This is a genomic window from Bacillus sp. CGMCC 1.16607 (genome assembly GCF_042683745.1).
Taxonomy (GTDB): Bacteria; Bacillota; Bacilli; order Bacillales; family Cytobacillaceae; genus Pseudoneobacillus.
Window position 1 is genome coordinate 293238 of record NZ_JBHUJX010000036.1, and the last position, 13737, is coordinate 306974.

The 13737-nt window shown below is 36.5% G+C and carries 13 protein-coding genes; 8 read left to right on the forward strand and 5 right to left on the reverse strand.

All coding sequences use genetic code 11. The features are described from left to right. Nucleotides 1-4: 4 nt before the first annotated feature. Entirely contained in the window at nt 5-1609 is a 1605-nt protein-coding gene (locus ACFSO7_RS23825) for an ABC transporter permease (RefSeq protein ID WP_377879952.1), read from the reverse strand. Continuing rightward, nucleotides 1609-2526 (reverse strand): ABC transporter ATP-binding protein, encoded by a 918-nt coding sequence (locus ACFSO7_RS23830; RefSeq protein WP_377879953.1) that lies wholly within the window; start codon nt 2524-2526, stop codon nt 1609-1611. Before ACFSO7_RS23830 ends, ACFSO7_RS23825 begins: the two co-directional genes overlap by 1 nt. A gap of 155 nt (nt 2527-2681) precedes the next feature. On the opposite strand from ACFSO7_RS23830, the gene ACFSO7_RS23835 reads away from it, so the two are divergent. Beyond that, nucleotides 2682-3269, forward strand: a complete 588-nt coding sequence (locus ACFSO7_RS23835; protein ID WP_377879954.1) for a TetR/AcrR family transcriptional regulator — start codon at nt 2682-2684, stop codon at nt 3267-3269. Between the two features lie 179 nt (nt 3270-3448). Beyond that, on the forward strand, nt 3449-3955 hold the full coding sequence (locus tag ACFSO7_RS23840) for a GNAT family N-acetyltransferase (RefSeq protein WP_377879955.1): 507 nt from the start codon (nt 3449-3451) through the stop codon (nt 3953-3955). Nucleotides 3956-4074: 119 nt separating this feature from the next. Here ACFSO7_RS23840 and ACFSO7_RS23845 read toward each other — a convergent pair whose 3' ends face one another. Next, the gene (locus ACFSO7_RS23845; protein WP_377879956.1) at nt 4075-5901 is read right to left on the reverse strand and encodes a M3 family metallopeptidase; all 1827 of its coding nucleotides are present in this window, start codon (nt 5899-5901) and stop codon (nt 4075-4077) included. 194 nt (nt 5902-6095) lie between these two features. Next, nucleotides 6096-7334, reverse strand: coding sequence for a serine/threonine transporter SstT (gene sstT, locus ACFSO7_RS23850; protein ID WP_377879957.1), 1239 nt, complete (start codon nt 7332-7334; stop codon nt 6096-6098). Between the two features lie 421 nt (nt 7335-7755). Between sstT and ACFSO7_RS23855 the strand changes: the two genes are divergently transcribed. After that, entirely contained in the window at nt 7756-8184 is a 429-nt protein-coding gene (locus tag ACFSO7_RS23855; protein ID WP_377879958.1) for a cupredoxin domain-containing protein, read from the forward strand. Between the two features lie 180 nt (nt 8185-8364). Beyond that, nucleotides 8365-9267 carry an AraC family transcriptional regulator gene (locus tag ACFSO7_RS23860; RefSeq protein ID WP_377879959.1) on the forward strand — a complete coding sequence of 301 codons (903 nt, stop codon included), beginning with the start codon at nt 8365-8367 and terminating at the stop codon, nt 9265-9267. 4 nt (nt 9268-9271) lie between these two features. On the opposite strand, the gene ACFSO7_RS23865 is transcribed toward ACFSO7_RS23860, so the two are convergent. Further along, a complete protein-coding gene (locus ACFSO7_RS23865) occupies nt 9272-10504 on the reverse strand; it encodes an MFS transporter (RefSeq protein ID WP_377879960.1) in 1233 nt (410 codons plus the stop codon). Between the two features lie 211 nt (nt 10505-10715). On the opposite strand from ACFSO7_RS23865, the gene ACFSO7_RS23870 reads away from it, so the two are divergent. The 4 genes from ACFSO7_RS23870 to ACFSO7_RS23885 all read left to right on the forward strand — a co-directional run bounded on the left by ACFSO7_RS23870 (nt 10716) and on the right by ACFSO7_RS23885 (nt 13628). After that, nucleotides 10716-11123 (forward strand): hypothetical protein, encoded by a 408-nt coding sequence (locus ACFSO7_RS23870; protein ID WP_377879961.1) that lies wholly within the window; start codon nt 10716-10718, stop codon nt 11121-11123. A gap of 1 nt (nt 11124) precedes the next feature. Beyond that, nucleotides 11125-11787, forward strand: coding sequence for a PspA/IM30 family protein (locus tag ACFSO7_RS23875; protein WP_377879962.1), 663 nt, complete (start codon nt 11125-11127; stop codon nt 11785-11787). A gap of 77 nt (nt 11788-11864) precedes the next feature. Continuing rightward, nucleotides 11865-12551 (forward strand): M50 family metallopeptidase, encoded by a 687-nt coding sequence (locus ACFSO7_RS23880; protein ID WP_377879963.1) that lies wholly within the window; start codon nt 11865-11867, stop codon nt 12549-12551. Between the two features lie 105 nt (nt 12552-12656). Next, nucleotides 12657-13628 (forward strand): hypothetical protein, encoded by a 972-nt coding sequence (locus ACFSO7_RS23885; RefSeq protein WP_377879964.1) that lies wholly within the window; start codon nt 12657-12659, stop codon nt 13626-13628. Nucleotides 13629-13737: the final 109 nt, after the last annotated feature.

Sequence of the window (13737 nt, forward strand, 5' to 3'; positions counted from 1 at the left end):
TTGTTTACCCTTGAATATCCCGTTTTTTATACCCTATAAAGCCTACAACACTTAAAGCAATCGCAATCATTGTTAAAATAGAAACTTTCATGAAGTCCATTTCTTCAACTGGAAGTTGCGGAATATAACCAAATGGCGTCAGTTTGCTCATCCATTTTGGGAACTGTAGTAAGCCACCTAAATAAATAACAAAGAAAGAATATGTCAAAAGCCCCCATGTTAAACCTGATAATTTTGGTACAAAACCGACGAACAACACTGCAATACCAATCATCACCCACATTGAAGGCAGATAAACAATTGCCGCATGATAGAAAGTTCCAAAAGCGATCCCTTCATCCATTACTGAATTTCCGGCTACCCCCAGCCCAATAGCAGCTAATGACAGCATGACAAACGTGCTCACAATAGAAATGATAAAATAACTTCCCATTAGCCGTGAGCGTGACACCGCACGACTAAGTAAATGTTCAGTATGATTCTTTTTCTCTTCCCCTTTAAGCTTGAATAAGGCCATTAATGGAGGAATCGTACAAATCATCGCGATTACTTTCATCAACATCGTAATAAATTGCTCTGTTAGCGAAAATCCCGCCGTTGGTGTTAACATATCGGCCATCATTTCATTATTAGCAATATAGGACTCTAGATCCCCTAAAACTGACCCATAAGATGCTCCAAGAATAAACACTCCGACGGCCCAAGAAATAAGCCCGGTACGTTGAAGTCTTAACGCTAAACCAAGTGGACTTTGTAAAAAAGAAGAGGCGTGCCTTCTACCAGGTCTTGCTGGTATGAATCCTGCTTCCAAATCACGGATGGAATTTAAATAAAGGGAAACGAGTATCAAGATAACTGCTACACCAATTGTAAGTAAAATCGGCCACCAGTTATTATTCACATATACTTCTGAACTCAAAATCCAACCAAATGGTGAAAACCAAGATATTGCTTCACTACTAACATCCCCAACCGCACGGACAAGATAGGATAGAAGCAATACTGTAATCGAAAAACCAATCGTCCCTCGTGAACTCTCAGTCGCCTGAGCAAACAAGCCAGTGATTGATGCGAAAATCATACCCGTTGCTCCTAAGGCTGCTCCATACAGTAATGACCCTTCTAAATCCATACTCTCAATTTTAAGAGCATACAATCCAAAACCGATAACTAACGCCAACAATAGATTTGTACCAACAGAAACATAAACCGTTGCTTGTAAATTTGACAAACGGCCAACAGGGAGTGAACGAATCATTTCAATTCGACCATCCTCTTCATCTGCTCGTGTATGGCGCGCAACAAATAAGATACTCATAATCCCCACAGCTAAGGCAGTAAAAAGCAACATTTGATGGGCCATCATAGCTCCGTTTGTATAGTTATCTAAACCATATCCTGGACCAAGCATTGCTGTCACAGCAGGGTTCCTCATTGTTTCCGCTGCTATTTGTCTTTCCTGATCTGTCGTATATAAACCAGTAAACGCATTGGCAACGATAACAGTCAGCAGGAATAAAGAGAGTAACCAAGCAGGGACACGAATACGATCTCGGCGTACGATAAACCGAGAAAGTCTTGCTGTATGATGGGATAACTGCTTTGACATTACAATGCACCCCCAGCTCCTAGATGCGATGTTTTCTGCGATCCTTCATAATGGCGCATAAATAAGTCTTCTAATGTTGGTGGCGCACTTTCTAATTTCACAATGCCAAATTGACTTACATACTTCATAACATTAGCCATTTCCTCTGCGTCTACCTGGAATGAAAGGGCTTGATCCTTTTTCTCGATATCGTGTACACCTTTTATCTCGTACAATGAATCAAGTGGATTCTTCGTTTCAACAAGTAAGCTAGTTCTAGTTAAATGCCGTAGCTCCTTTAATGTTCCTGTTTCAATCACTTGACCTTGCCGAATAATCCCGACTTTATCACATAATCGCTCCACTTCCGATAAGATGTGGCTAGATAATAAAATACTTTTCCCTTCGGCTTTTGCCTCCATCACACACTCTTGAAAAACTCTTTCCATTAATGGATCCAGACCTGATGTCGGTTCGTCTAATATATAAAGATCAGCGTCAGATGAGAACGCTGCAATTAGAGCAACCTTTTGACGGTTTCCTTTAGAGTAGGTTCTACATTTTTTGGTAGGATCTAAATCAAATTTCTTGATCAGCTCTTCGCGTTTGCTTTTATGGTTCGCCCCACGTAATTTTACGAATAGATCAATGACTTCCCCGCCAGTTAAGTTGGGCCAAAGGTTAACATCTCCTGGAACATACGCCATACGTTTGTGAATTTCTACGGCATCTTTCCATGCATCCATACCAAAAATCTTCGCTTCCCCTTCTGTTGCTTTTAAAATTCCAAGAAGCACACGGATGGTTGTTGATTTACCAGCACCGTTAGGGCCGATGAAGCCAAACACTTCGCCTTCATTCACTTCAATATTCACACCATTTAATGCGGTAAACTTCCCAAACCTTTTTGTTAAATTTGATGTTATTAGTACGGACATTTTTCTTCTTCCCCCTGCCACGTTTTAAAAATTATGAAATATTTTTACTAATATAGTTCATAATATATAAAATTACTTCTTTTGACAATAGTTTATGAACTATATTCATTGTTTTATTACATAACTTTTATTAAACTAACATAGAGGTGAAAGAATTGGACGGATTTCAGCGACGAAAAGAACAAAAGAAAATGAATATATTAGAAGCTGCATTAAGCTTATTTATCGAGTATGGTGTACAAAAAATCTCCATTGCAGAAATAGCTAATAAAGCAAAGGTATCTCAAGTGACCATCTATAATTATTTTGAAAGTAAACATAATTTAGCTCATGAAACTTTTATTTATTATATCGATAAGGCAACAGATGAATTTGATCAAATCCTTCATAGCAACCTAGCTTTTCCAGAAAAAATAAAGCAACTTATATTTACTAAAAAAGAAGCAGCACACCAGATTCATGAAGATTTTTATCAATATATAATGAGGGAGTACACTTCTAGTTCTAATCATTTCGAAAAACTTTATATAGAACAAAGTCTTCCGCGGTTTATTGAATTGCTTAACGAAGGGAAAGAACAGGGATTTGTCGATCCAAACCTGTCTAATGAAGCGATATTATTTTATTTGCAAGCCTTGAATAATCATATGCAACACGAAGATGTTTATCAAAAAATCCTGCCGCTCACTGAAGATATTATGAATATCTTTTTTTATGGAATTGTTGGGAAAAGAGAGGATTGAATGGAGAATCTTTAAAGAAGGTTCTTCTTTTTCCGAGTCCTTAAGGCCGCGTGATAATCAGTCTCTAGACGGTATTTCTAAAAGGGTAAAATTGGTATGTTAGGTTAGTATTTACCAAAATAACAAATGGATGTTGACCAATGTCAATTCCCTTTCCTTAATCTAATGAGGTGTGCTAATTGGAAATTGTATATGAAACAGATCGCTTACTATTAAAATTATTTGAAGCTGGTGATGTAGAGGATTTAATGAGTTTTTGGGGGAATGAGGAAGTTATGGCCCATTGTTCTGGAGCTATTGAACAAGCCATTCTTCCCCAAGTAATCGAATCCTATAATAAGTGTCATCAAGTGAAGGGTTTATCGGTTTATGCTGTTGTTGAAAAGGAAACAGGTAAGGTCATTGGCGCAGCAGGGTATAATATTAGAGATTCATTGGATACTATCGAACTCCTTTACCACTTTGCAAAAGCATCATGGGGAAAAGGATATGCTACGGAAGCTGCAGCTGCATGCTTAACCCTTGCAAAAGTAAACGGGAATGTAAAAACAATTTTTGCTTCAGCTGACCCTTTAAATAATAGTTCTTTAAAAATTCTAGAAAAAATAGGGTTCATCTATCAAGGGTTAAAATGGTTTGATGATACGAATCAAGAAGAGCCGTATTATGAAATCGTTTTAAATTAATATTACTTCTTAATCCAAAATGAAAAGCAACGAAGGTATTGATTACACATTCGTTGCTTTTCATTGCACTTAATAAATATTTTATCTATTACAGCTACAACCATTCTAATAAAGTTATATCAAAAACTGTTTTCTAACTCATCGACAATGCTTCCGATATGTGCGATTGCTTGTTTAATGACGTCTGTTGTTGTCATATCAAGTCCTGCCAGCTTATATAAATCAAAGCCATTCATGGTTCCACCACGCTTAAGCACATCTGTCCATTGTTCACCAACTGATAATCCTTCTGTTTGGATACGTTTAGCAATTACAGTGGAGGCAGACGTACCAATGGAATAGGTAAACGGGTAAAGGCCCATATAGTAATGAGGCTGTCGCATCCACGTTAATTTTGCTCCATCATCGATTTCAACTGTGTCTCCCCAGAATTCTGATAAAATAGCACCTTTCGTGTTACTAATAGCTGTTGTCGTTAATGGAATCTTCTGATCGGCCATTTTGTATAGTCTTCTTAACAATTCAGCCTCTAAAACGTGGGTCACACAATTATGATGGTAGCTCATCATCGAATACATATTTAACCAACGGTGTAACCTAGGATCATCCCGATTTTCCTTTAAATATTGAACGATTAAATGTTCAACTAATGTTGACGGTGCCTCAACAAACAATAAAGATTGGCCATTGTTTATGATTCGTTGATTTTGTGCAGAAAGGGTTAAATGGATCGCGTGTCCAAGCTCATGTCCAAGGAGAATCATATCAAACAGATTTCCCCCCCAAGGATAAAACGAATAACCATGAACTCCGTGAACGCCACCACCAAAAGCAATCATTCTTCGTCCAACATTATCGCCTCGATACACCCATCTATCCGTAAATACCTTTCGCATTAATTCTTGATATTCAGAGCCTAGCACCCCAACAGCTTCAACAATGATTTCTCCAGCTTCTTCATAACTAATAGGCGGATCAAAATCAGGGTCTAACGGTGCCTTTACATCTGAGAAAAGTAGTTTATCTAAACCAAGCTGACGTTTTCTTAGGCGAGCATATCTTTGCATATGGGGTGAAAGTTCTTGCTGGAATGCATCTAATACTTCCTCAAAATAGGTTGAAGGAATTCCATCCCCTTCATAAAAGTGATTGGCTGCAGGTGTTGCATACTGAAGCAAATAATCCATAGTCGTTGGATAGTTCCGCAGCTTTGCAATCGATACATTTTTATGTATTTCACTGGATAAAGTTTGTGCTAATCCATGTTGATAATTTTTCAAACCGTTCGATAGTGACTGATAGGCATTTCTTCTAAGTTCCGTATCTGGTGACGTTTCAATTTGGGTCATATACATGAAAAGAGAGATCGGTACCTCTTTTCCATTCTGATCTTTAACGGGTTCAAATTTTAGGTCAGAGGCAGTAATTGTTAAATAGATGGAATTTGGCATACTTAACGTTTGATTTAAAGAAGCCAATAAATCTTCCATCTCTGGATTTAATGAATGTTCGCGAATTTCCTCTATTTTTTCGAGAAACCGATGATACGTTTGTAGACCATTTTCCTCTTTCATATACTTTTGCAATACCTCATTCGGTAAAAGGAGAAAACGATTGACGATCATTGTACCTAGACTATAAGATTTTTTCGCTAAAGTTTGCGATCGCCCCATCATGTTTTGATTATCAGGGTCTGTCCCATCTTCCGAATATTTGTAAAAGGCATAACTAGATGTCCGACCAAATTTCTCCATTAAGCAGTCGTATTTTTGAAGTAATTCAAGAGTACCTTTTGCACTTTCTACATTAAATGTGCCACGAAGGAATTCATCCAAATCTTGATCAACTTGGATGTAGGATGCTTCCCATTCTTCATCAGAAGGGAAAATATGTGTGAGATCCCATGTCTCCTCTAGCGGCACATCTTTCCTAGTAATTACACTCATTTTAAATACTCCTTCATAATTTGACATAATCTTCTGATAATATATTTTTATCATAAAATAGTCATAGGCAATTGTCAAAATTTCGAATAGTTTACTAGGAAAAAGCATGCTTGTTTTCCACTTTCATGAACGATAAAATCATAGAACTAGCTAGTCTTATAATTAAGAAAGCTCCCTGTTAGGGAGCTTTCTTATTATGCTACTTTTTTGATATTTACTTTTTTGCCTTCCTTAATCTGCTTTTTATATTCTGCTGTTGCTGTAAAAAGTACATCTGTAGAAGAGTTAAGAGCTGTTTCAAAGGAATCTTGTAAAACACCAATGATAAATCCTACTCCCACTACTTGCATGGCCACATCAGCCGGAATTCCGAACAAGCTACATGCTAGAGGAATAAGTAACAAAGATCCTCCGGCAACACCTGAAGCACCGCAAGCACACACAGCTGAAAGTACACTGAGGATAATCGCAGTAGGAATGTCCACTTGAATATTTAGCGTATGAACGGCTGCAAGTGTTAAAACAGAAATCGTAACAGCTGCACCAGCCATATTGATAGTTGCACCTAATGGAATAGATACGGAATAAGTATCTTTATCCAAACCTAGTTTTTCACATAATTTCATATTTACAGGTATATTAGCAGCAGAGCTTCGCGTAAAGAACGCTGTAATACCACTTTCCTTTATACACTTAAATACTAGTGGATATGGATTTTGACGAATGGAAACAAACACAATTATCGGATTGACAACAAGAGCCACAAAGAGCATACAGCCAATTAAAACGGCAAGTAATTTTCCATAACCTAATAAAGACTCGAGACCATTTGTAGTGATAGATTCAATGACTAGACCCATAATTCCAAATGGAGCAAACTTTATAACCCAAGTAACCATTTTAGATACCGCATCTGAAAAATTAGAGATCAGCGTTTTTGTCGTATCTGGAGCATTTCTTAGTGCAATACCAAGAAGTACAGCCCAAGCTAGAATACCAATATAGTTCGCATTATAGATGGCTTTAACTGGGTTATCCACAACGTTTAACAATAATGTTTTTAGAACCTCTACAACGCCACCCGGAGCTGCCAATTCCTCAGCACCTTTTGAAAGCGTCAAACCTACAGGGAACATAAAGCTTACAATTACGGCGATTAGTCCAGCTAAAAAGGTTCCTAAAAGATACAGAATAATAACCGATTTCATATTCGTTTGGTGACCACTTTTGTGCTGGGCAATCGCCGACATAACCAAGAACAGTACCAAAATTGGTGCAATTGCTTTTAAAGCTCCAACAAATAAAGAGCCTAAAATCACTACAGGTTTTGCTACTTCTGGAATAGATACAGCCAAGATAATACCAATAATTAGACCAATGAATATTTGTTTAACCAGGCTTATTTGATTCCACTTTTTCATTAGATTTTTCATAGATGCTTTCCCCCTCTTATACTGGTAGACCATAAAAATCCCGATAGATTTACTTTTCGCTGAGGTAAATAGCAAGCTACCCACTTCTTCAACTAATCTATTTTTTGATTAGTATCATTGTAATGAATATTTTGATATATTACAATAGTATTTCTTGGAATCGTTTACACCAACTATGCTAATATTCAAAAAAAATGGCAGACACTTTCTTAGGACGATATCGTCAAAGTATTTCTTATAAATTTATCTATAAATAGGTTAAATAAGTTAAAATCGTTTTTTTCCTTGACCTGGGTCAAGGAAAATTACAAATGCTCATCTTAAAATTAGGGTAGCAAAACAGAGGAAGAGATACACGATTTCAACATCTGTTTTTGCTTGTTTCAAAATAAAATGTTCAATATAAAGGAGATTAGATACCATGAAGAAACTTGGTTTATTTTTATTAACCGGTACATTAGCTTTAGGCTTAGCAGCCTGCAGTGGAACAGATGAGGAAACGAAGACATCCGATGTGAGTGAAGAAACAACTTCACAACCAGCAGAGGAAACCGTTGAAGAAACAACAGCATCAGATGTTGAAGAGTTCACTATCACAGCGAAAAATTGGGATTTCTCTTCAGATAAAGACTTAGTTATTAAAAAGGGAACAAAGGTCAAAATAAATTTGGTCAACGAAGAAGGAGTTCATACCATTAATAATAAAGACCTAGGCATCGACTTAAGCGCAGATAAACCTTCTGAATTTACAGCAGAAACAACAGGGGAATTTGAATTAATTTGCAACACAATTTGTGGAGCAACGGAAGACCATGAAGCAATGAAAATTTCTTTAAAAATAGTTGACTAAGTTTTTAAATCATAGGGACGGTTCTTTTGCTTCCAAAAAGCAAAAGAACCGTCCCCTTTGTTTTTTCCAATTGCTACCTTAACAATTTTTTTTATTGAGAAAGGAATATACATTGTCATATCGAAATGTATGTACTATTACTTTTAAAAATAGCCAAAGGAACTTGAAACGGTGATCTTTATGCAGCATTTAAACATACTTCAACAAGTCATTAACTATATTGACGAGCATATTAAAGAAGAGCTAGAACCTGGAAATCTAGCAAAAATGGTTGGATACTCCCCTTATCATTTTTATCGTATTTTTCACAAACATATAGGTTATACACTGATGGATTACGTGTTAAAAAGGAAACTTCAGTTCGCCTTACACGAGTTGATTAATGGAAAGAAGATTGTAGAGATTGCGTTAGAATATGGTTTTGAAACTCATGCTGGTTTTACGAAGGCTTTTAAGAAATGCTTTGGAAGTCCTCCGAGCTTATATAAGCTTCACTGTCCTCTTTCATTACCACAAAAGCTTGATTTGTTAAGCCTTCACCAAAAGAATTTAGGTGGAATTGTGATGCAGCCAAAGATTGTGAAACGTCCGGCATTTTGGGTCGCCGGCAAAACGTTTGAAGGTTTTGTTAAGAATGTTTCCTATACAAGGGATGAACCTGCTTATTGGGAGAAAAGGGGATTGTCGGATGGGGCTGTAGAAACAATGTTATATGAACGTCTTAATCCAAAGAATCATGGAGAGTATTGTATTAATTTAAATAGTAATGATATTGACAGTAGCTTTATCTACTTATTTTCCGTTGAGTATGAAGAAAACATGGAGCTTCCAGAGGGTTTTACTAGTTTCCAAATCCCTGCGGCAACCTATGCTATTTTTAAAACACCATTGGTAAGACCAGAACAATTTGTTCCTACCCTCAAAGGGACATGGCAATATATTTTAGAAGATTGGCTCCCGCATTCATCATATGAGGTGGATGAGGCTGCATTTGACTTTGAATACTACGATGAATATTGTCATTACTGGGATTATGAAAAAATATATATGGAGATACATATTCCAATAATAGAGAAAAGATAGAGGGTTACTCTCTATCTTTCTTCATAACTAAATAATATAAAAATAAGACTGGTGCTAGTAAAATAGCACAAATGACAAAGGCGGTTTTAATCATGAAGTTTGTTGCAATAAAGCCTATTACTGGTCCTCCGCCAATTTGTCCTATTGCATCAATCTGCCCCTTTACCGAAAAGAAAGTGGCACGTGTTCTCGAATCTACTATGAGTTTATTCAACCAAATATCCATTAAAGGATTCATTGACTGCCTACTCATTTGAATGACAATATAAAATATTAGCAAACTGACTATAGAAGTCGAGAAAGCAAAACCTAAGAGAGAACCGATAATAAGAAAACTACCAATAAAAAGAGAGATATAAATATATTTTTGCTTTTCATAGATGGAGCTTTTACCCATATAATGAAGAGTTCCAAATGATATAAGCACAGTAATGAGCTCTAACCCTCCCATAAATAACACTAATTTTGACCCTGTAAACGTAGAAAGATTTGCCTCGTCTATAAAGTGAGACATCCAAAGGCGATCAAAACCCTCACTATAAAATCCAAATAGCAAAGCAATAAGGAAAAGGATTCTCAATAGGAAACTGGCCTTTCCGTAATCAATGATATTCTTAATATTATCTTTTAAATGGGCCCACGTAGAAGCCCTTTCCACTTTAGTCACTGGCTTAAAGTGATCCTCCTTCATAAAGAAGATTAATAGGATAGATAGCCCTAGCATACAAATACCACCAATAATGATAGGTAGATTAACCATAAAATATCCTGCTAAAATACTTAATGGAATAGCTATGATTTTACCAAAATTCCCTGCTTTTGCACCTTTTAAGAAAGCTAATGAAGCCCTTTCTTCTCCGATTTCATCTGCAATCCAGGCTTGACCAGCACCACTTGTAAACGTATAACCGATACCCCATAATATTTGCGATAGAAGGACAGCAACAAAAGCCGGAAATAAACCCTCAATTAAAAAGCCTACTCCTATTAAAAAATACCCTATGATAATCGAAAATTTCCTACTTTTTATATCCGCAACCAAACCAGTCGGTATTTCAAACAAAAAAACTGTCAGTTCTAAAACGGTTCCCACTAAAACAAGTTGAAGGGGATCAAGCTTTACGATTTGAACATGATATAACAAATTGACGGTAAAAACAAAGGTAAAAATAAACGCTGACAAAAAGCAAGAATAAATATAAACCGTAAATGGGTCTTTTACCTTAAGTAACTTCATTTCTTCTGCCTCCTCTGTTCCATTTTAAAGAGGGGACAGCTTCTTTTCTTTTCCAGATTTGCTATTTTAGCTTTTCAAAACAAGGGCAAACAAGGGGACGGTTCTTTTGCTTCTAAGAAGCAAAAGAACCGTCCCTTTATTTTTTTCACTTATTTTTCACCAAACTCTACTAAACTACAAACATCAAGAATGAAAGGAGGTAGAAAGAACGATGAATACAAAAATGAAAAAGGGGATTTTCTGGGGAGGAATCATTGCCTCCATCATTCTAGTTTTGAATGTGTTCCACTATTTATTCGGAGGATTAAGTGTTCTTGCTGGCGGACCACATGGACATGGGCCAAGAGGAATGGGTCCTCAAAGTGGTTTTGGACCACATCACATGATGGGCCATCATCACAGTGGATTTTCTTGGATTTGGTTCTTCATATTCCTTGTGCTTGGAGTAGCTGTTTTGGTTTTCATAATGAAAGGGCTAAGAAAAAAATCAAAGTCATCCTCGATGCAACAATTTATTGATACATCAATATTGAATTCACATAAACCATTATCAAACCAAAGTACAAATCTTTTAGATCAATGGGAAAAAAATTTAGTTAATAAAAAGGAGAATGTTTAAAATGGGGATTTTTAAGAGAGTCAAAACGATTGCAAGAGCGGATATGAATGGGTGGCTCGATCATCTCGAAGACCCAATTGCGATGTTAAACGAATATTCTAGGGAAATGGAGCAGGAAATGGCGAAAGCCCAAAAAGCTTTATCCCGTCAATTTTTTGTAGAGAATAAACAAGCAGCCCTTATTCTAGAAACAAAAACATTAGTCGAAAAAAGAACTCGTCAAGCACGACTCGCTATTGAGCAAGGAGAAGATACCATTGCTAAATTAGCAGTTCAAGAAAAGCTTACGTCTGACAAGCAGTTAGGCCTTTATGAACAGCAGTATGAAGCAATGAAAGAGCAAACCGAAATCCTACGAGGAAAATTAGACGAACTACAACAAATGTATAATGATTTGCAGCATAAGAAAATTCTATTAGCTTCACGTGCAAACGTAGCTCAATCTATTAAACAAATTCAAAAGGCATCGAGTTCCTTCCAAACTGACAATATTATAAGAGGAGTAGCCCGTGCTGAAGACCGCATTTTATTAATGGAAGCTGAGGTACAAGCAGGCAATCCGTTTTCCAATCCTTTAGTAAGATATGATTCTACCTATATAAACGAGGAAGAATTAAATAGAGAAATAGAAAAGCTAAAGAGTGAAAAAGAGTCATTTATTTAAGAATGAGCCAGGAGGAAGCACCTTTACATTAGTTGGTGCTTCTTCTTTTTCTTAATTAAATAGAAAGGAGAACAAACATGAACTATTCATTACCTATTATTTTTTATCTGGCATCGGCCTTTCTTGTAACTAGAATACCTTTTATCAAAACATATTTATCTCTTAGTTATACTCTCCTTCATGAAATGATTAGAGTTCTCATAATGGGAGGCGAAAGCAAAAAAATAATATTATTAAAAAAAGGCTCCACGTCAGAAACTACAAACTATGTAACTCTTAAACATGATTTTATCTCTTATATTAGTTATACTGCCCCGTCACTAATGGCAATTGGATTATTTTATTTCGTTTCTATTAACGACTATCACTTGATTTTATATATTCTTATCGGTCTAATTGCTGTCTCAATTGTATTTTGGATCCGTCACTTTCTTGAATTTTTATGGGCTCTATCATTCATGGCTCTATTAGCCCTACCCATCTATTTTAGATATGAACTAGTTGTTATGCATTTAGCGATTTTTCTAGCATCTTATATTCTCGTTCAATCTGTTTTGAACGCCCTTAATGTTTGTAGGCACAGCTTTATTAATCGAAAAGCAAACGGGGTTTTAGCAAAAGTAAAGGGGATTCCATCGATGATCTTAGGTTTAACCCTGCTTGTGCAATCAATCTTTGCAGGTTATTTTATTGTCAGTAATTTTGTCCTTCACATAGGGGTCCCCTGGGCTAAGTTTGATTTTGCTCAGATACCATGGGTATAGTTTAAATATTTTTCAAAAATCATTTGGTTTTTCACCAAGTTTTCACCATTGAGTATTAAATTTAAAAATGTACAAGATATCCAAATAAATTAGGAGGTTCATACAATGAATAAAAAGAAGCTATTAGGTTATGTATTGACAGGAGTATTATCTGTTGGAGTGATCGGTGGAGTTGGAACATCAGCATTTGCGGCGAATACCTCACAAACTGCTAAAGTAAAGTACAATGTGGAAACTTTAGATGCTGCTACCCAAGAGAAAGTACAAAAAATTAAGGATGAACTCAAAAACCAATTGGCTAAACTAGGTGTCACTCTCCCTGAACGTAGCGAAAAAGGGGATCAATTGGCTAATTTAGATGAGGCTACAAAAGCAAAGGTTGAAGCCATCTTCGAAAAGGAAAAAGCTGGCACGATCACTCATGAGGAAGCGAAAACACAGCTAAAAGCATTGGGGGTTAACATCTCTGAACGTGGTGGAAAAGGCAAATTTGAAAACCTATTTGCAAACCTTGATGAGGCGACAAAAGCGAAAGCTGAGGCGATTTTTGAGAAAGAAAAAGCTGGCACCATCACTCATGAGGAAGCGAAAACACAGCTAAAAACATTAGGGGTTAACATCCCGGAACGTGGCGGAAAAGGCAAATTAGATAACCTATTAACAAACTTAGATGAGGCTACAAAAGCGAAAGCTGAAGCGGTTTTCGAAAAAGAAAAGGCTGGTACGATTACTCATGAGGAAGCTGAAACACAGCTTAAAGCATTAGGGGTTAACATCCCGGAACGTGGTGGAAAAGGCAAATTAGATAACCTATTAACAAACTTAGATGAGGCTACAAAAGCGAAAGCTGAAGCGATTTTTGAAAAAGAAAAATCTGGCACCATCAATCATGAGGAAGCTGAAACACAGCTAAAAGCATTAGGGGTTGATTTCCCTGAGCATGGTGGTAAAGGCAAATTTGAAAACCTATTAACAAACTTAGATGCGGCTACAAAAGCGAAAGCGCAAGAGCTTATCGATACTGCAAATGCTGAATTAGAAAAGCTTGGCGTCAAACATAATAATTTTAAAAAATAATGAATACCTTTTAAAATGTTTCCCCCTTTTTTAAATAACCACCGTAACCATCGTTACGGTGGTGTTGATTTTTATGACAATCAACTTTTCTAGGAAAGTTTAATTCGGT